The sequence below is a fragment of the Desulfobulbaceae bacterium genome, assembly GCA_013792005.1.
Classification (GTDB): Bacteria; Desulfobacterota; Desulfobulbia; order Desulfobulbales; family VMSU01; genus VMSU01.
This window is the reverse complement of the sequence record VMSU01000172.1, coordinates 12,190-31,074: the sequence shown is the minus strand read 5'-3', so window position 1 is coordinate 31,074 and position 18,885 is coordinate 12,190. Positions and strand designations below refer to the sequence as shown.

Genomic DNA, 18,885 nt, shown 5'->3' with positions numbered 1-18,885 from the left:
CCCAGAAAATCAAACTGCATAACAGGATAGTCTCCTTTGCGATCCTCATCTTTGCAATAAACTATTTTTGTCTTTTCAGGGTGTAGCTCCAACCCACATTCACCAAACCTTAACTCCAAATCAGCTTTCAACTGCTTGGCTTGTGATTCAGTTCTGCAGTGGCAAACAGCATCGTCGGCATAACGCTCAAAAGGCACATGCGAATAGTTTCGTTGCATCCAATGATCGAAGACATAATGCAAAAATAAATTTGCCAACAATGGACTAACCACTCCTCCTTGCGGAGTTCCTTTTTCAGGATAAACAAGTGATCCATCAAGCATTGCGATCGGAGCCTTAAGCCACCGCTCAACATACAAAAGTACCCAGCGACAATCTGTGTGCTTTACTACTGCTCTCATCAAAAGTTCATGACTAATATTGTCGAAAAATCCTTTGACGTCGAGATCTAGCACCCAGTTATATCGCCAGCATCTTTTGCGTGCTTCCCCCACTGCATCCAGGGCTGATTTGTTTGGTCGATAACCATACGAATCTGGATGAAAATACGGCTCCAGCAGCGGTTCAAGATACTGTTTCACAACCATCTGGGCAACACGATCTGCCACAGTTGGTATGCCTAGGGGTCTCATTCGGCCATCCCCTTTTGGTATCTCTACACGCTTAACTGGTGGAGGAAAATAACTGCCGGAAGACATCCGGTTCCATATTCTGTAAAGGTTATTGGCAATATCCCCTTCAAAATCAACTATGGACTGATTATCTATTCCAGCACTACCACGGTTTGCTTTTACGCACTTGTACGCTTCCCAAACTTGACGCTTTGAGATAATAAACGACTTTACTTTTTCCAACAGAATCCTTCCCTGTTCGGGTTGTTCTTATGTTAAAAGTTGAACGACGCAACCCCTTCGCTCCAGCCCCATTACAGAACCTTCATCACTACTACGAGTTGCTCCGCCCCTGTGCTCCGCATCGGTACTCTGGTCCTTGTGGTGCTTCCACTTGAATTTCTCCCTTAGCATCGGAACGACAGGTTCCCATGTTCCATAAGAAAGCCTAAGATACGTTCATGCCACCTTTATGCCGGACACCATCCAAGCAGTAACCAGATTCCCCTTGGACTCATCATGGGACAGTGGTGCAACCCCATTTTTGATGTCACCATACATGCTTTCGACACGTCATCAGCGGTTCGCTTGCGCTCATCTCCATATCTCATACCTGACAAGATCTTGTCCTGCCTTTTCCGTGACGCTCACCACCTTGACTCTTTATCAACGCAGCTCACGGTGGTTTGACAACTACTTCTGGAAGTCGTCACCAGAGGGCCTTCCTCCATCTTTCCTACAGTTGCGAGCAAAACTTCTTGCTCTCATGGCACACCACCACCTGGCATGCGGGTCCGCACCAGGCGGTTCCTAAAGAGCGACGAGCCGTAGCTGGTCATTTCCAATCCCAGTTCTTTGAAAAGATGGCAGTAACTGTGATTATCTTGGGGAGCTGAATCCTATGACGCGCCTGCGATTTCGCTCACCCGGTCGGGTTCAACGCGATGCAGAGCTCATAGGGGATGACATCCCTCTCTTTAAGTTCGGCCCTTCGACAGGGTAAGTCTTCCCGGCTATCTTTGTCGGGCTTGTTCCCAATCACCACACCGCCATGAATGGTGGCTTCCTTGTCTACTATGGCTTATGCTGACTTCTGCCCCATCACGACTACCGTTACCGGCAGCCGCGCTTTTCTTGACGAAACGCAATGTGGAGCAGATCTCCCCGGATAAGAACGTGAACTGTGACTATGCAACCGCGACATTTACCGTATCTCCTGAATCCGGGGCTTTGTTATGTTGTGCTAACTTGCCCAGAGACTCGGCCTTGTATGTCCTTTCTGTTCGTCGGCTCACAGCTTTGCACTCCGGCTTCCTTCGGACCCACCCTCGCGGGAACGCCCTTGCCTTCGGCTAGTATTTATGTTCCTGTCATCACGACAGTAACGGATTCACCATACAGGGGACTTTCACCCCATAAGTTCACGCCCGTGCCGGGCGTACACAATTGGGTCAACCTGACCGCCGGGAGCAGCGTTCTCTGAATCGAGTTCAGTGGCGGCGGCAGGTTACCCTTGGCGTTAGCTTGTATATCAACCCCTGTGGTGACGACACGTATGGAACAATATCTCGGTAGCAGCGAATACATTGATTGGAAGCAGCCTTTGGTGGCGGCAAAAGCAGCAGAGCTTGCTGACGGCGCCAATTCTGATGAGGCAGTGGTAAGACGATGCTTCGAGTTCGTCCGCGATTCAATCCAGCACAGTTGGGATTATCGGAAAAACCCAGTCACCTGCAAAGCCTCTGAAGTATTAATTCACGGTACCGGCTACTGTTACGCCAAGAGCCATTTGTTGGCAGCGCTCTTAAGGGCCAATTCCATTCCTGCTGGGCTGTGCTACCAAAGGCTGGCGGTTGGAACCGAAGGCCCTCCGTTCAGCCTGCACGGCTTAAATGCAGTACACCTCAAGAATCATGGTTGGTATCGTATCGATGCCCGAGGTAACAAGCCGGGTGTGGCCGCAGAATTTAGCCCGCCGACAGAAAGGCTTGCCTTCCCAATTATTGCGGCTTCGGAAAGAGATTTCCCAGAAATTTGGGCGGAGCCACTTCCGCTGGTGGTAAAGGCGTTGACCTTGAACAAGACAGTAGAGCAGGTCTTTGAGAATTTGCCAGACATTGAGGTAATACAAGCTAACGCGTTCAACACGGACGCGCCTAAGCGGCGCGCCGGTTAGCGCTCAAGGAATACAATAGGCGACATACAAATGAATGTCAGAACAGATATTAAAGAAATAAATGAAATCCCTAATATTGGTCCTGCAATGACCAGAGATCTTGCTCTGTTAAACATTTTTACGCCGTCTGAGTTGATTGGTAAAGACCCGTACAAAATGTATGATAAATTATGTCAAACAACAGGTACAAAACACGATCCTTGCGTAATTGATATATTCATTTCTGCTGTAAGGTTTATGGAAGGAGAGCCTTCCAGAAAATGGTGGTATTACACATCTGAAAGGAAGACAAAACTATCACAAGAAAGGAGTCGCAAGTAATGATAGCCTATTGTGGAATGGATTGCTCAAAATGCGAAGGGTTTATAGCTACTCAAGAAAATGACAATTTAAAACGTGCTGAGGTAGCAGCAAAATGGTCAGCTCAACACAACGCCGATATTAAACCGGAACAAATCAATTGTACGGGCTGTAAATCTGATGGGATTAAATTTTTCTTCACAGAACATGTGTGCGAAATCAGAAAATGCAATATTGAAAAGAACACTCCACATTGTGCAGCTTGCAGCATGTATAAATGTGAGAAATTAGAAAACTTCATTCAACTGGCACCTCAAATAGGCACTGCTTTAGAGGCATTGCGGTAAAAGGAAAAATACTAAATATCAAAAAAGCGCTAACAAAAAGGTCGAGCTGACCGGGGGAAGCTCGGCGGCGCTATGCGGCAAGTTTGGGCGGCCCGGTCAGCTCACCTTTGGCGTTATGTATGAGGAGTCATCAGTAGTGAAGCCAGTAGTAGTACAGGAAGAAACGACAGGATGCGGAATTGCATCTGTAGCGAATATCCTGGGTAAAACCTACTCGGATACGAAAAAAATAGCGAACGGAATGGGTATCTGCGCCTCAGACAAGGCGCTTTGGTCTGATACTCAATATGTAAGACGAATGCTCAAAGCTCTTGACGTCGATACTTCCCATGATGAAATTCCATTTTCATCATGGGATGCATTGCCTGATCTTGCTCTGCTATCAATTAAGCATCATCAAGAAAATGGTAAGAATTTTTGGCACTGGGTTGTTTTCAAAAGAGTAGATGGCCAATCTTTTGTTTTTGACTCGGCCAGTTATCTGTCATCAAACCTCAGAACAGACTTCGATAATATGCAGCCAAAGTGGTATATCGAGGTGAAATGCATAACGAATATGAACCAGTGGAATCAATTAGCAGACATCTTCGGCTGCAAGTGGGAGGAAGACTCAATTCCTGAGTGTGCCGCAGATAATATCTGTATCGCATGGCCCTCAATCATTGAGTGTATTGAGCAAAAGAGCGACACGTTAATAAATGGAAACGCTTTAGATTTTGGGTGTGGTGGCGGCCTATTTTGCCAAAAATTGCACCAAATGGGTTATTGCGTAACAGGGTATGATGAATCGGAAGAACTTATCGAAAAGGCACAAATTAACACTCCACAAGAAGTAACCATAACAAACTCAAACATTGTTGCGGCACAGAAAGGCCAGTACAACCTGATAACTTCCATAATGGTCTTTCAGTTCATTCGAGACATCGAATCAACTATAAAAACCATTGTATCACTCGCAAAGCCAAATGCTCTTATTGTCTATGCTGTTTTCAATCCAGAATTTGTTGAAAATAACTTAAATGGTTCAACTTTCACCGGCTTACGGGATGAAAAGACGAGATACATGGAACTAAAAAAAGGAGTAGTGATACCATTCTACAATCGTACTTCGACTGAATATGGCTCTTTATTTGCAAAATTTGGGTACAAAGAAATATATCGTGACCTTCCGGTATTTACAGATATTTTTTTAAGTCAATACCAAATGCCTTTTTCAACTAAATACCCTGAGTACCTGATTCAAGGATTTAGAAAAGGGAACACATAACGAAAGAGTCAACTTGACCGCGTGAAGCTGCCCGTTTTTTGTTGGGTCCTCAGTGGTGCGATCAAGTTACCCTTGGCGTTTTGTCCTATCAAATCAAATCGGACGAATCTATGACAAGGGAAGTAGAAGCAATTGAAACTGAGTGGGATGGCACACGCTATCGATCAAGGACGGAAGCGCGATTTTCTTATCTTGTCTTGGGTTGAACTTTGAATACGAAAAACGGGTGATTGAGCTCACAAACGGGAAGAAGTATCTCCCTGATTTTTTCATTCATGAATTGGATGCCTACCTTACGGTTAAGCCATCCAATGAAACCATCGTCACGGAGGAATGTAAAAAGGCCCGAACCTTGGCCAAAGACCTACAAGGTAAACCTGTGATGGCTGTCGTTGGGCCTAATGAGTAAAACAGAGAGCAGAGGTCTGTAAGAGGATCAATCATTGCCAATAGTACTAAATGCGTTCCCACTAAAAGTACCGGACCTGGAGCTTGAAGCCTGCAAGATTCCTTATGATAAGGACACGCTGAACAGCCTTCGGACGCAACACAGATCGACGCATGCTTTTCGCCGACAAGGTGAGCATATCCTGATCTTTTCAAATGACGGCATATTCCCTTTATCAGGCGACGCTCACATAATTGCTCTCATGGATAATTTCGGCATTTTCTCATTTCTTGTTAAGGATGGTGTGACGCGACATCTTTCGGGACTTGGTCGAACCCCTCTCGGCTTTAACCCTATCGAACTGATCAGCAGTAAGCCAGAGGACAATCTTCTTGCCCCGATTCTCGGCGGTTCGTATCCCTTTCAAGTCTGCGCCAAGTACACCATAGACACGCGTTTTATTCAGGGGCAACCGTGCCTGATCATTGATTGCACAACGCGCAGGGTGCCTAAGGAGACGTGCCTTTTCTTCCTTAGCGTCGGGTTTGATCTCATGGGCCGCTATGTCGTTACCGAGAAAGGGGATGGATACAGAAAGCTTCTGGGTTCGGTGAGCTCGATCAAGGGCGAAACGCTGCATGTTACGCGGCCTGACGGACACAGCGAGCAGATCGACGCCAAGGACGCCTATCTGGAAGGGAGCCGCGAAAACTTCGACGACTACATTTTTCATACGCACGGCGCGCAGAAAGACGCAGTCGTTGAACGTATCCGCCAATCTGTATCGTCGTTCAATGGCGGCGAGAACAAGAAAGCCCGCATTGAGACATTAAAGAAATACTTCCAGTCAAAGACCATCTCGTTGATTGACGGAACCCGCATCGAGATCGAGGACGCGCAGGACATCCAGCGTCAGTGTGAGCAAATGCAGAAGCCGGTTTTCGTATTCAATGACAACGGCGAGGCCGATTGGGTTGAAAAGGGCCTGACTCAGTACGGCCCTTATACAAAGCGCACGTTTGACCGGAACGATCCTTCAATCTGCGTAATCTGCGCCCAGCACGACAAGGGGCGGGTGGAGCAGTTCGTTCGCAAGTTCCTGAAAGGGATTTCCTCAAGCAAGTATTTCAGGAGTGGCATTGAGGGCAAGTTCTCTCTTGGAACCAGCCGCATCGAGGTTTTTACGACGACGGCGGACAGCGTGGAGGCATACAAGAGCGCCATCGAAACGGCGCTCCGAAAGAAGGTGGACGATGGAGGCCGTTGGGATTTGGCGCTCGTTCAGGTTCGGCAGTCCTTCAAGAAGCTAAAGGTCACAGATAATCCCTACTATCTCGGAAAGAGCCTGTTCTTCCTGCATCAAGTCCCCGTTCAGGACTTCACGATCGAGTTACTAAGTCAATCAGACTACTCACTTGGCTACTCCCTCAACAATATGGCGCTGGCCTGCTACGCGAAAATGGGCGGTGTGCCCTGGCTACTCAAATCTTCGCCGACTCTTTCTCATGAACTGGTGATCGGCATCGGTAGCGCGAATATCGGACAGGGGCGCGGCGCCGACAATCAGCGCATCATGGGTATTACTACCATATTCTCCGGGGATGGCAGCTACATTGTCTCGAATACGTCGAAGGCGGTCGTTCCGGAAGCCTATTGCGAGGCATTGACGGCGGTTCTCGGGGAGACGATCGAGAAGATTCAGAAACGTATGAACTGGCAGAAAGGCGACACGATCCGCCTGATCTTTCATGCGCAGGTGAAGAAGTTCAACAAAGAGGAGATCGAGGCCGTCCGTGCCGTCGTCGACAAATACCGAGGATATCAGGTCGAGTATGCATTTCTGAAGATCTCGGAAGATCACGGGCTGCATATGTTCGACTCAGCGACTGCCGGGGTACAAAAAGGACGATTGGCGCCGCTTCGCGGAAAGACATTTAAGCTCTCCAAACATGAAATGCTTGTCTACCTGATCGGCCAGCGCGAGTTGCGGCAGGATTCTGACGGGCATCCTCGCAGCGTGATCCTGGATGTCCATAAGGACTCGACCTTCAAGGATATCAAGTATCTAAGTGCACAGATCTACAACTTCGCGTCCCATTCGTGGCGTAGTTACTTCCCGAATCCCATGCCGGTCACGATCAGTTACTCCGATCTGATCGCCAGGAATCTCGGATGGTTGAACCAGCTTCCCGGCTGGAACGACTCGGTCATGATCGGGAAGATAGGCCAATCCCAATGGTTTCTATAGAGAAGGAGAACGCGTACCAGTTGCGCGACCACCATGTATCACATGGTGGTCGAGAGTGTGCACACCGATCCCTTCAAATACTCCTTTCTGTATTTTCTGGGATTGTCGAAAGAGGGTATTCCTACTTTCGAGTTTTTAACGCTTGCCTTGTACCAGCGCTGCGCGATTTCTGGTTTGGGTATTCTGGAAGAAACCGTCTCCAGGCGGGAGGTCTCCCGCCTTCTCGGGCAGGCCGCCAAAATCGACTCTACACCCCGCCCCTGGGTATCCGACATGTTCGGCGTGATGGCCGTAAAGTGGCTGATCGAGCAGATGAATGACGACTGCATCTCTCGAGAATTTGAGCACTGGATTTCGGGATTTCTGGCTTTGCAGATCAGCGGCAACCACCTCAATCTCTTCGAGAAGGATGTTGCGGTTTATATCAGTGGCGCTGAGTCTGCTGTCTATGCGAGCGCCTGCGTCCCGCTCTTTCTTCACTACCGAAAGATACGGCGGATCGACGACCATCAGTATCGGATATTCCTGATCAGCCGCTTCATGCATGAATTCCGAGACCAGGTACGAGGAGATGCTTCGGTGGCTCTGTTGAGTGTAATGGTCTATGTCTTTGATCAGGTCAATCAGGATGTCGCGATCGTGCCGCCGAAGGGTTGGAGCCTCGACGATCTTCTCGGGTTCTTGGAGCATATTCCCGTTGGCCTCAAACGTTGGACGTGGGAAGCCTCAGGGCGTACGAAGGGTGCCGAACCCGTCAAGTGGCGCGTGGAAAACGAATACCACGTGCAGAACCTTCTTTATGTGCTGCTTGCTCCGGTCTTTAACGACATTGCGGACGAAGTGTATCTGCAACCTGTCGGACAGAAGACGCCGCGTGTAGATCTATATTTGCCGTCCCTGCATACGATTATCGAAGTTAAGTACAGAAAGGATGCAAAAAAGTCCTTTCAGTCTCTCATCGGTGAAATCGCCGAGGATGCATCCCTATATCGTGCCGATGCTAAACACAAGGATGTGCGGATCGTCAGCTTCCTTTGGGACTGCACGCGCGCGACGCAAGAACATGCAAAGTTCAAAGAGGGTGTCCTAAAAATTGATGGTATAAATGGGTGTGTCGTAATTAGCGCTCCATCAACAATGTATGAGGCCCAACAAGGAGCTCCAGGTGACGCCCAAAATAGGCGCGACTAAGCTTTATTGATATGTGGTGCGAAAAGACATAAGGAAAGTCGTTATGGCCAGAATTGGCATACTTACATGCTCAAACGCAACACAGGATTTGGGGTGCTCTTCAGTCAGTTGTCTTGCTGATTTCAGGAAACGCAGAGGCACATTTGCAGAATACCCAGAAAATGAAAAACTTACATTGGTTGGCATTATAAACTGTCCGGGTTGCCCCACTCTGACAGGCTCAGATAAACTTCTGACAAGGGTAAAATCATTAACTGAGTTCAGGGTTGACACAATTCATTTTACATACTGCATGAAAGCTTTGTGTCCATTCAAGAAAAAATACAAAAAAGCCCTAGAAGAAACGTTCCCCGGCATTAAAATAGTCATCGGTACCCATGAAGAACATGTAACGCCAGATGAGTATCGCAAGAGAGTTAAGAAGCTGTTTTGCCAGGATAATAAATCGATGGTCGATGTTATTCTGGATCGAGATTAATAATGATAAATAGCGGAAAAAATGGATAAAGAATTCTTTCCAGAAATAATTTCAAAACTACCCCCGGCCGACATTCCAATCAATGGCCTTTCTTCACATATCTTGCAGGGATCTGATCAACAAATATTATTCATGGAATTTGAATATGACATTGAAATCCCAGAGCATTCCCATGAAGCTCAGTGGGGAGCAGTGCTATCAGGGGAAATTGAACTCACAATTGATGGACAAACCAGGAATTTCAAAAAAGGTGATACGTATTTCATTCCTGCCACCACAACGCACAGCGCTAAGATAAAAGCGGGTTACAAAGATATTACACTGTTTAACCAGAAAGACAGATACAAGAAAAAGTGAAATTAAGATTACATAACTGACCATCTAGTCATGATTTCAATAGGAAGCACTGGCCCACTGGCAATTCCACCCAACTCGTCGTATAATCTGGTGATTTCAGGGATTGTACCGTCTTCCATGTCTTGGTGAGTCCTGCTGTCGCTACTTGTATCGTTTGCTTACCCCATTTCTGGTTAAATCCGGTCGAATGCCCGCATTAGCTCAGGATTCTCTGTTTCAAAAGAATTAAACAAATTCATCTGCTGATGATGAACGGGCAAGATCTCAGTCAACATAACACCTGCTTTTTGTATTGGTAGCTGGGCTTAAAAATACACTCAAGGCATTGGAGAGCAGCTTTTACCATATGAGGGGTATCGGCACTTGGGGTAACCCCAAGAATTGGGGATCAGCCAGCAAACGCTTTACCGCCATGTGGCCCCCGATGGCAGCTTACGAGCCGACGGGGAAAAACTATTGGTTGCCAAGAATAAATAACATGTAATAACAAGTAGTTGTAATATTAAAAAGAGGTAAATTTGCACTTTTGGTGCGAATGTTGGGGTTACCCCATGTATCCGGTTTATTCCAATATTCGGTGAGCCAGCCATTGGCTCTCAAGGCGTAATCCAAATCTCCAAATTCTGGCGGGTAAGGAGGCCATCGTTTTATGGCGTCCATGTCATCAATGACAAGACTGCGAAGTTTAATCATCGACATGTCATGAGGGGTTAAAGCCAACCAATGTCTCACTGAGCAGCCGTTTCCTGCTTCCGGCAGTGCTCCAAAATTTTTCAGACAGCCACCCGGCAAAGGTAATGATAGAAAGGCTCTACGATTTCGAAACCATGCATTAAATTCGAGATCAATGTCTTGTCGATGCCGGTCCCTTTTTTTTGTTGATTGCTGACAAGGTAAAGATTTTTTCTGTTGTACCACTCCTGTAATTCCATAGGGGTGTCTGTTTTCAATGGGCGCTTGTATTCATCACCTTCAATTACGAAAATTCTCTGCTTTGCGTAGAAAGATATTGCTGAGAAGAATGCCCCTGGATGTAAATCAATACTTTTGCGGAAATTGTCCATAGTTTGGCGACTGGCGCTATAAAACCCCATTCCGTAACGATAAGAACTTGGCGAAATCTCAAAAAAATACGCGGGGTAATCCTTCCACTCTTTTTTCGGACGTTTGAAAGTAATCCAATGGCTTGTCTTGTAGGGAGATTTATCCTTGGAGAACCGAGTATCTCGATAAATTCTTGAAATTGTCCTGTTCAGCGCCGGGGTCACTTCAAAATCAGAATCAATACTCAACATGAACTGGCCTAGTTCCCCAACCAACGCCTGCAATGGTTTCAAGACATGGTCTTGATAATCCGACTTATGAAGATCAAACCATTGTTTGTGATTGTTATCCCGAAGATTTTCTAGAAAATGAAAAGTCTCGGATGAAAAGCCATCAAATTTTTCAATCATTTTGACACCCTGATACTGATTATGCAAATCAGGCATTTTCTGGATTAAGTGAGAATTGGTTGGCAACCGCCCATCATTTGGGGAACCGTTCGTACCCAACAACTATGGCACGGAGGTCGCCGGAGTCCTCATTCTCTCTCTGGCCCCCCCTGTTTCCTAAAGATTTTACTTCATTGCTGACACGTTGATACGACGAAAGGTCTCGAAACACCTGCCGTCGTCCTGTCTCGTCTCTTCTCTCATCCTTTGCACAACGAAAGTGTGGAATGCATCCTTATCCTGGGCGGGGATATGGGCAAGGAAAGGAACAAGGCTTGGCTGATCAATCCACCCAATCATCGTCTCCTCGTCGGGAAAATATCGGTCAGCATTCTCCCCCCAAACTCGTGCATTGTGCAGCCCCATTTTTTCAACCAGGGACAGATAGTCGTCAACAGCGGGCATATACCACGGCCATTCAAATTGAGAGAAGTGAGCGGCGAAGGCATCCAGCACCATGGCCTCCCGAATGACTTTGAAGAAATGTGAACAGTTGCCGTCACCCGCGAAGTTGAAGCGAAGATATCCCCCCGGACGAAGGGCATGATGGACGTTCTTAAGTAAACGACTGTGGTCCTTTACCCAATGGAGCGTCGCGTTCGAAATAACGACGTCAAACTCCTTGTTGAAAGCGAGAGTGTTGATGTCCTTCAAGAGGAATCGCACGTTCCTTGTGGCTTTCGGGAAAGCGGTGTCTATCATCCCCTGCGAGGCATCTATGCCAATGACCTCCCCTTCCGGAAGAAGTTCCGCCAACTGAACAGTGAGAGTGCCGTCTCCACACCCAAGATCAAGCACACGCTCAGTTCCCTTCAGCCCGAGTTCCCTGATGAGCTTTGCGCCCCATTCCTTTTGATGAGCGGAGGACTTTTCATATTTCTTGCCATCGAATTCGTGTGCCATGATCTTCCTGCAGAATGTTCAGGGTGAGAGGGAGGGGCTTGGAGGAGGTGGAGTCAAGCCCCGACGCGATAAGCCTACCCGCTTTAACTGCAAGGTAATACAACGGTGAAGGTAGTAAGTTGAATGTGAACGGGGGTTAGAAGACAATTTCTGCCACCATGAATGTGATCGCACACCCCGAGATAACCACACGGTCAGTTTTTACTTCACAGGTGATGTCGCCGCCACGCCGAGAAACCTGCTTCGCGTTCAGTATATTTTTGCCGAGCTTTTTGGCCCAGTAGGGAGCAAGCTCGCAATGTGCGGAGCCTGTGACCTGGTCTTCGGGGATACCAAATTTCGGGGCAAAAAAACGGCTGACAAAGTCAACATCCGTTCCGGGCGCGGTGACTATGACACCACGTAATTCAAGTTGGCTTAGCAAAGTGTGATCGGGCATGATGGCACGAACGGTTGTCTCACTATCGAACACGGCCAGGTAATCGTCAGCAGCCAATACCTCGATTGGGTGTTGCCCCAACCCTCTCCTCAAGTATTCGGGGATCGCACATGGAGTTGGCGGACATGCAGGAAAGTTCATTGCCAATTGCTTCCCCATTTTTTCCACGAACAGTTCACCGCTCCGTGTTTCAAAGGTTATGACCTGTTTTGAGTAGCCAAGATGTTCAAAAAGCACATGCGCTGTTGCCAGTGTTGCGTGGCCGCACAGGTCAACCTCCTTGATCGGGGTGAACCACCTCAGGTGGAAGCCTTTTTCTGAAGAAACGAAGAATGCCGTCTCGGAGAGATTGTTTTCCTCGGCAATCGCTTGGAGAAGCCAATCGTCCGGCCACGATGACAACGGAATTACGGCGGCAGGATTGCCACCAAAGACCTTATCTGTAAAGGCATCAACCTGATATTGCGCAAGTTTCAATGTTCCCTCGGATTCCAAAATGGGGAATTTGCTGTCACCTCTTTTAGCCTTTGAAAAAATGCCGATGCATAGTCAGGAGCAGAAGAGATGTATTTGCCATTCAACTTTGCACTGTGACGAGGAGTACTCATGATTGCCAAGATGTCCGCGAGAGGCAAAATGCCTGCCTCGGTTCCTTGCTGAAAAGCCGACCAATTTTTAACATGCTTTTCCGACCGGAAAAGATGGATGCGGTTTCACGTATATGGCCAATTTGCAGCCCATTTCTTGACAGGAAGGTCAACATAGCCACAAATTTCTTTTGAGTTTTGGTTTTCGATGACACCATCTCGTATTGTGATTTGAATTAATTCTCCACAATCCAGACATGGAGCATCTATCTGGACCGTCTTTCCTGAAAAAACCCAGCAGACCGCCAGGGCTTCAAAGCCTCACTGGGCAAACCATTTTTGTTGCCCGTCAACAGTCAGGCGGTAATGGGTGGGAATGTTATTAAAAGGAGCAAATGATGCTATTAAGTCAGTGCCGGGATATAACCACATAGCCATGCCTGTTCCCATGAGTTCGCGTAATACTTTTTTGCCGCCCTCTGGATTCAGGCCAAATTCTTTGGCGATATCAGTGTAGTGAGGCGCATGACCAGTTGCGACAAAGGTTTCCATGATAAAATGATATGTTTTATCGAGTTGCAGTAAGTCTGGCATCGTTCTCCCCTTTGTTGTTTTTTGTGAATTTCCCGTACGGCATTATCGTTTGAATTCTGCCTTGATGCAAGAGCTCAGCGTCTTGAAGATCGCTTGAATGATCGGCTAGCGACCATAGGTGGCGGTGAAACTTGCCTTGCCAAGAGAGTTCGCATTTACCATAAAGCCGATGAGTGCGGCGCTCGAATCTGCAGGAACATCGATTTTTTCAATCTTGAGCGAATGTACCGTGAAAATATAGCGGTGCGGCTTATCTCCCTGTGGCGGGCAGGCTCCGCCAAACGCATGGCTGCCATAATCTGTCCGCCCTTGAATGGTGCCCGGCGGCAACAGTTTACCAGTTGGCTCGCCAGCGCCTGCAGCCAATTCGGTAACATTAGCGGGGATATTATAGACGACCCAATGCCACCACCCTGACCCTGTAGGCGCATCTGGATCATACACAGAAAGAGCATAGCTCTTTGTTTCCTTGGGACCGGCCGTCCATTTCAGCGCAGGCGACTGGTTTTTCCCAGAACAACCGAATCCATTAAATACCTGTTCATCCGTAAGAACCGCACCAGGTTTGATTGTTGGGCTTGTGAGTGTAAAATCTCCTGCGTGGACTACTGTTGAGGCCATGCAAAATCCGATAACCAAAGAGATTCGTGTGCGAAGCATAGTAAGTTCCTTTTTTTTAAAGTTGAAAAGAGGGGGCTACCCATATTGATGTGAATCTCGTCAAGGACGATACCAAAAAAATGGTGAGCATATCGCAATCAAGTTGATCACGTGTTATCTTGTTAATTTTAAACAAATATTTACGGATGACGTCATGTCTTTATTTCAAAAACTTAAGTTCCTTTCTGTTTATTAGATCAGGCGGAGTAAATGCTAAGTTGTGCCCCGAATCCGGATTGCTACCCCTTTATTCTTATCGGTTGCCGAATGATGGTTTTCCATTTCTCAGGGGCGGCTTTACGGATATCGCTTAAGTAAATTTCATGATGCTTTCCCGACCGGATGAAACCGCTATCCTCAATGAAGTTATGAACTTTTTCGACAGTAGGGCCTTCCTCTGAAAATGGCCCAATGTGCATAATTTGAGCACATTTCCCCTCGCACAATGCTTCAAATCTGATTTTCGATAATGCCACCGGATTTTTTTTCTTTTTAAGCTGTTCGATTGATTCAGCAATAATTTTCTCGGTAACCAGTTCAGGCTGCATGATCATTAACGTCCTTTTCCACTGATCTTTTTTCCCCGAAGTGAATACGGTCATGTCATCAGCCCACCACAATCCTTCGAGTGGTAACACCCCATAGTCGACGCCAATATCCCCTTTTTTTATTATAAATTTTATGGTGTACGACAAACTGAATAAAGCCTCCACCGCGTCTTGGAAAGATTGTGAATTGATAGGGTCTCCCAAGCCGTCAATCATGAGAAAGTTCAGTTGAGGGACATCTACTATTTCAACCTTTTTGGAAAGAGGTTTGTAAAGATGTTTGAGTTCTTTTTTGTAATCGATTTTTCCCATAATGTTTGCTCTTATTGTTTGTAAATTTAATTAGTTAATACTCAGTCTGGAATTGATTTGGCCCGTTTTTCTGTAGCTTTTTTCTCCACATTTTGCACAGAAATAACTGCTATCCACTGAAGCGACATGGGCGACCTTTTTGGTAAAAACAGTCCGGATTCACCTGGTCATCTCGGTGCAAATAAGTTCCATTTCTACTGATCGATCTTCTTTGGAGCTTATACTTCAATGCCCATATTCCCATTGTAGCTTCCTGGAAAAATATTAATTCTTAGTGCCGCCGAATATGGCGAAGATACTATATTTGTAAAAACAATCGACATCTCTGAACCCATAGTTGTTTAAGAGTTGCATTTGATCCCATAGATTGCTTGGTTTGTTTTCCAGATTGTTCTTGTACACAGAAGGAAGATTATCATATTTCCCGATGTCTTCATGGTGACCATTGTTTTCTAATGTTTCATTCATCCAGTTGCGCCAGATTTCAAATTGAATGTTTTCGCTATATGCAGAAGATGGATGAACAGGGTCAATATTTAAAAATAGACCACCAAATTTTAATTCTTTATAAATTTTTGAAAACAATGCTGCCTTTTGGATCAGATCAAGGTGGTGAATGGCATTTGCTGATATGACTAAATCATATTTGCAATCTTCAGATTGTATTTCGCAATAATCTTCAAATGTGATATGGCGGTAGAATATATTATCGTTGCCTAGATTTTCTTTCGCCTTAGTTAACATTTCTTCAGATGCATCAATGAGATAGAAATTATTATCAGGTGATTTGTCATAGATATATTTTGTGATAACTCCGTCTCCACACCCTAAATCAAGGATATTTAAGCCGGATAGGTTTGGAAAATGAAAGGTGACGATTTCAAGAAGAACCCTGATTAATCTTTGCCTCTCAAGCATTATGATATTTGCTGAATTTCGATAGAAATCGACAAATTCCTTATTGTCCCATTTGAATGTGGCATCTTTTTTCATATTTTTTCTTGTCTGGAGACCCCTCGCATTGCACCACCTCTTGGTAAGTGACTCGTAATAATCGAGTTTCCGTTATCTCTGTGGATAAGAAGAGAATTGATCGGCTACTATCCACCATTTGCCATCTTCTTTGATGAGAGTAAGCATATCTCGACCACCCATGGTTATCGTTTGCCCTCCCATTTCAAAAGTCATGTCAAAATAATATGTTACTACAGCGGCATTCCCATATGTTTGAATTAGCGGCTCACTTTCCTTCCAAAATTTTATTAAGGCATTTTGCGCGAATGATTTCCATGCTCCGAGGCAGGCTGATTTTCCTTCTAATCGCTTTTGATCAGTCGCAGTAATTGCCACCATAGTACTATGAAAATAATCGTTTAATTTGTCTAACCGGGTCCTATCGCCACTTGTCCAACATTGATTCATTGCTTGAATCGTATCCCATATTTCTTTCTCAATCGCCTTCATACTTCCCCACTTTTTCGTTTTTTATACATGACTGGTATGGATGAGGTGCTCTAGAAAATCCCCTCCTACCCCTTTCGTGAAAGTCTCTTACATTATTCAGAATCACTGAAAATCTGCCGTGAAGCAACAGTCTGATCGTGGCACTCATTGGCCCACTCAATAAGTGGGAGCAACCTAAGCAAAAAAGATCGTCCCATATCTGTCTGTTGATATTCAACTTTCGGAGGAATCTGTGAATATACTTTTCGGGTTATATAACCATCTCGCCTCTAAACTCCTCAGAGTTTGGGTCAGCATCCTCTGCGAGATGTCACCTATCGAACGTTTAATTTCCATGAAACGTTTGGTATCAGTTTCAAGAGTGAGCAATACAAGCAAACTCCATTTGTCACCAACACGATCAAGTACATTCCTTATTGGACATGCCTTGGCATCATCTTCAGTGCATACAGTTACTTTTACCATATTTAGTTACCCAAAAGTGCCATCTTACAGAAAGATACGATATATTTTATATTGTTCTGAATGCCAATAATATTTACCAAATACTAACGAAAAAAGGAGTAGACATGAACAAATAAAAAATTAAGCAGACGCTCTATACGCTTTACGGTGAAGTATTCAACAATGGAAAAGAGGGTGTAAAGCCATTTGTGTAAACGGCTTTTTTTAATACGCCGGCATTCTGTCGCCAAACAAGATCGAAAAACGGTTTAGGGCCGCCTTCCAGTCTCTGATTGGCAGAGTCCATTTTTTGGCGATATTGTTCAACACCAGATAAAGCAGTTTGAGCATAGACGCGTCATTGGGGAATGAACCACGGTTCTTGGTAACCTTGCGTAGCGACATGTTCAACGATTCTATAGCGTTGGTAGTGTAGATCACCTTGCGTATTTCCGGCGAATAGGCAATTCGTTCCTCGCCGGTCGGATCGAGGCCGACAAAGTTTGACGGCGAACCCGGCGAAACAAGCCCCAAACTGTCACCCCGGCAGCGTCCGGAGTGACGAAACGGGCCAGAGGTGTCGATTGACGGCCAGCTTCACAGAACGAATACAGGTAGGCCAGTTTGTCGGCGCTGAAGGTGTCCGGAGAGATGAAGGAGAGGCTACGCAAAGCGGAGCGGTTAGGTATTCAACAGCCGGGAACTAGACGAGAGCCGAAACCTGGCAAGCCCTAATCTTGGCGGTTTCGGCCCTTATTTTTTCATTTGTGGTAAAGCAGTTCAAAAAGTGACCGGCACCCGGCAGGGCTGAGACTCACGGTTTTTGTGAGGCTCAGAGCGAAGCCTGCCAGAACGACCGGCAGAGCCAGATTTTGCAAAATCCACCTCCTACCGCATTTTCACCCCCCGCCCCTGCTTCACCGACTCCTGCTTATGCTGCACAATCTGTGCATGATGTTTCTCAACCACATCCTTAACAATTACCGATACCTGACGATCAACGCCGTCTTTACCCAGCACGCTTTTGTGCGCGAGGTCGTTAAAATCGGTGTATAGCTTTATTTTTAAAAGAGCGGAAGACTGATCGTCAGACAACTTGCCCTCTCGAAATTGTCCTGGCACAACCGGCGCCAAACTTGCCGGATAGGACTGTTCCCCCGGTGCAAAGATCGGGAATAAAGCTTTGCCACCAACTGCCCTGGCTGCTTCCTCGGCTTTACTGCGGCCAGGATTAACTCCGTCCACAAGTTCCAAAAAAAGGTCATTGTCACCGGCAATGATAAAGGGTTTCTCTGGGAACTTCGCATGTAACGCACTGGCAACATGCGGAAGATTCCCCGAATCAAAAGCGGCCACGGTCGCAAACCCAAGCGATTGGGATAAACTGCTGGCAGTCGCATAGCCTTCAGAAACGACCACGGCAGGAGCCTTTTCAAGCGCCTCCAAACCACCAACAACATGAAAGCACCCCTCCTTTCGACTGTCCTTGGCAAACCGTTTTGTACCGTCCTCCTGGATATACTGCATAGTCCACTGTTTGCCGGTGACATCAAAGGCCGGAATATAGGTCTTAAGCCCCTCTTTATCCGTCAACACCCCAACTTGCGGCTGCACACCTTTAGCCTGCATGTAAGGCGTAGGCTGCACGACCGACACCAGGCCATCCATTTGCCGACTCACTCGCTGCGCGACTTGTTCATGTAATTTCAATTGAGCGGCCTCCCTCGCTTGCAATTTCGCGGAGGCCTCGGCCTGCAACTGCGCTTTCTGCTCGGGATCAAGAACGTAGCCCTTGGATTTCCATTTCATGTCAACCCCGGTTCGATTGTTCTTGATGTACCCAGCCGGATGACCGTCAAGATGCCCGACATAAAACCCCGCCTGTTCTCCTTTCTTGTCATTCTCAACAGTGATACGATGTTTAGCGCCATCCATGATAGGATGCTGACCATCCACCACACACCCCATCACCTTCAACGCTTCCGCAAACTCTTCTTGTGGTGTGATCGCTGGCCCCTGCACAGGGAATTTATCTACGGCCCAACGCTCCAACCTTGCCACATCAGCCTTCGGCCCGG

Annotated in this window: 20 protein-coding genes and 3 pseudogenes; 10 read left to right on the top strand and 13 right to left on the bottom strand. The window is 46.6% G+C overall.

Features of this window, described 5'->3' with window-relative positions; genetic code table 11:
- On the bottom strand, window positions 1-854 hold an 854-nt coding region (gene ltrA, locus FP815_11055), incomplete at its 3' end, for a group II intron reverse transcriptase/maturase (GenBank protein ID MBA3015472.1).
- Window positions 855-2,166: 1,312 nt separating this feature from the next.
- On the opposite strand from ltrA, the gene FP815_11050 reads away from it, so the two are divergent.
- The 9 genes from FP815_11050 to FP815_11010 all read left to right on the top strand — a co-directional run bounded on the left by FP815_11050 (window position 2,167) and on the right by FP815_11010 (window position 9,363).
- Entirely contained in the window at window positions 2,167-2,787 is a 621-nt protein-coding gene (locus FP815_11050; protein MBA3015471.1) for a transglutaminase family protein, read from the top strand.
- Between the two features lie 30 nt (window positions 2,788-2,817).
- Window positions 2,818-3,108 carry a mitomycin resistance protein gene (locus tag FP815_11045; protein MBA3015470.1) on the top strand — a complete coding sequence of 97 codons (291 nt, stop codon included), beginning with the start codon at window positions 2,818-2,820 and terminating at the stop codon, window positions 3,106-3,108.
- Window positions 3,108-3,434, top strand: coding sequence for a DUF3795 domain-containing protein (locus FP815_11040; protein MBA3015469.1), 327 nt, complete (start codon window positions 3,108-3,110; stop codon window positions 3,432-3,434). Before FP815_11045 ends, FP815_11040 begins: the two co-directional genes overlap by 1 nt.
- A gap of 115 nt (window positions 3,435-3,549) precedes the next feature.
- On the top strand, window positions 3,550-4,701 hold the full coding sequence (locus FP815_11035; GenBank protein ID MBA3015468.1) for a class I SAM-dependent methyltransferase: 1,152 nt from the start codon (window positions 3,550-3,552) through the stop codon (window positions 4,699-4,701).
- A gap of 226 nt (window positions 4,702-4,927) precedes the next feature.
- Window positions 4,928-5,110 carry a hypothetical protein gene (locus FP815_11030; GenBank protein ID MBA3015467.1) on the top strand — a complete coding sequence of 61 codons (183 nt, stop codon included), beginning with the start codon at window positions 4,928-4,930 and terminating at the stop codon, window positions 5,108-5,110.
- A gap of 34 nt (window positions 5,111-5,144) precedes the next feature.
- Window positions 5,145-7,337, top strand: coding sequence for a stem cell self-renewal protein Piwi domain-containing protein (locus FP815_11025; protein MBA3015466.1), 2,193 nt, complete (start codon window positions 5,145-5,147; stop codon window positions 7,335-7,337).
- Window positions 7,338-7,622: 285 nt separating this feature from the next.
- Window positions 7,623-8,528, top strand: a complete 906-nt coding sequence (locus FP815_11020; GenBank protein ID MBA3015465.1) for a hypothetical protein — start codon at window positions 7,623-7,625, stop codon at window positions 8,526-8,528.
- A gap of 43 nt (window positions 8,529-8,571) precedes the next feature.
- A complete protein-coding gene (locus FP815_11015) occupies window positions 8,572-9,006 on the top strand; it encodes a CGGC domain-containing protein (GenBank protein ID MBA3015464.1) in 435 nt (144 codons plus the stop codon).
- A 21-nt stretch (window positions 9,007-9,027) separates the two neighbouring features.
- Window positions 9,028-9,363 carry a cupin domain-containing protein gene (locus FP815_11010; protein MBA3015463.1) on the top strand — a complete coding sequence of 112 codons (336 nt, stop codon included), beginning with the start codon at window positions 9,028-9,030 and terminating at the stop codon, window positions 9,361-9,363.
- A gap of 28 nt (window positions 9,364-9,391) precedes the next feature.
- Here the strand turns inward: FP815_11010 and FP815_11005 are convergent, their stop codons facing one another.
- Entirely contained in the window at window positions 9,392-9,514 is a 123-nt protein-coding gene (locus tag FP815_11005) for a DUF4113 domain-containing protein (protein ID MBA3015462.1), read from the bottom strand.
- 224 nt (window positions 9,515-9,738) lie between these two features.
- On the opposite strand from FP815_11005, the pseudogene FP815_11000 reads away from it, so the two are divergent.
- Window positions 9,739-9,840, top strand: a pseudogene (locus tag FP815_11000) (recombinase family protein).
- Here the strand turns inward: FP815_11000 and FP815_10995 are convergent.
- The 11 genes and pseudogenes from FP815_10995 to FP815_10945 all read right to left on the bottom strand — a co-directional run bounded on the left by FP815_10995 (window position 9,817) and on the right by FP815_10945 (window position 17,263).
- A complete protein-coding gene (locus tag FP815_10995; GenBank protein ID MBA3015461.1) occupies window positions 9,817-10,056 on the bottom strand; it encodes a hypothetical protein in 240 nt (79 codons plus the stop codon). The pseudogene FP815_11000 and the gene FP815_10995 overlap by 24 nt on opposite strands.
- An 80-nt stretch (window positions 10,057-10,136) precedes the next feature.
- The gene (locus FP815_10990; GenBank protein ID MBA3015460.1) at window positions 10,137-10,817 is read right to left on the bottom strand and encodes a DUF2461 domain-containing protein; all 681 of its coding nucleotides are present in this window, start codon (window positions 10,815-10,817) and stop codon (window positions 10,137-10,139) included.
- Between the two features lie 165 nt (window positions 10,818-10,982).
- Window positions 10,983-11,759: a methyltransferase domain-containing protein gene (locus FP815_10985; protein MBA3015459.1), complete on the bottom strand. Its 777-nt coding sequence runs from the start codon at window positions 11,757-11,759 to the stop codon at window positions 10,983-10,985.
- Window positions 11,760-11,895: 136 nt separating this feature from the next.
- A complete protein-coding gene (locus FP815_10980; protein ID MBA3015458.1) occupies window positions 11,896-12,675 on the bottom strand; it encodes a PhzF family phenazine biosynthesis protein in 780 nt (259 codons plus the stop codon).
- A gap of 431 nt (window positions 12,676-13,106) precedes the next feature.
- A complete protein-coding gene (locus tag FP815_10975) occupies window positions 13,107-13,379 on the bottom strand; it encodes a hypothetical protein (protein ID MBA3015457.1) in 273 nt (90 codons plus the stop codon).
- Window positions 13,380-13,484: 105 nt separating this feature from the next.
- Entirely contained in the window at window positions 13,485-14,039 is a 555-nt protein-coding gene (locus tag FP815_10970; GenBank protein MBA3015456.1) for a YbhB/YbcL family Raf kinase inhibitor-like protein, read from the bottom strand.
- Window positions 14,040-14,278: 239 nt separating this feature from the next.
- A complete protein-coding gene (locus tag FP815_10965; protein MBA3015455.1) occupies window positions 14,279-14,899 on the bottom strand; it encodes a hypothetical protein in 621 nt (206 codons plus the stop codon).
- A gap of 264 nt (window positions 14,900-15,163) precedes the next feature.
- Window positions 15,164-15,892, bottom strand: coding sequence for a class I SAM-dependent methyltransferase (locus tag FP815_10960; protein ID MBA3015454.1), 729 nt, complete (start codon window positions 15,890-15,892; stop codon window positions 15,164-15,166).
- Window positions 15,893-15,964: 72 nt separating this feature from the next.
- Window positions 15,965-16,363, bottom strand: coding sequence for a nuclear transport factor 2 family protein (locus FP815_10955; GenBank protein MBA3015453.1), 399 nt, complete (start codon window positions 16,361-16,363; stop codon window positions 15,965-15,967).
- A gap of 92 nt (window positions 16,364-16,455) precedes the next feature.
- Window positions 16,456-16,828 (bottom strand): annotated as a pseudogene (locus FP815_10950) (helix-turn-helix transcriptional regulator).
- Between the two features lie 204 nt (window positions 16,829-17,032).
- Window positions 17,033-17,263 (bottom strand): annotated as a pseudogene (locus FP815_10945) (transposase).
- Window positions 17,264-18,885: the final 1,622 nt, after the last annotated feature.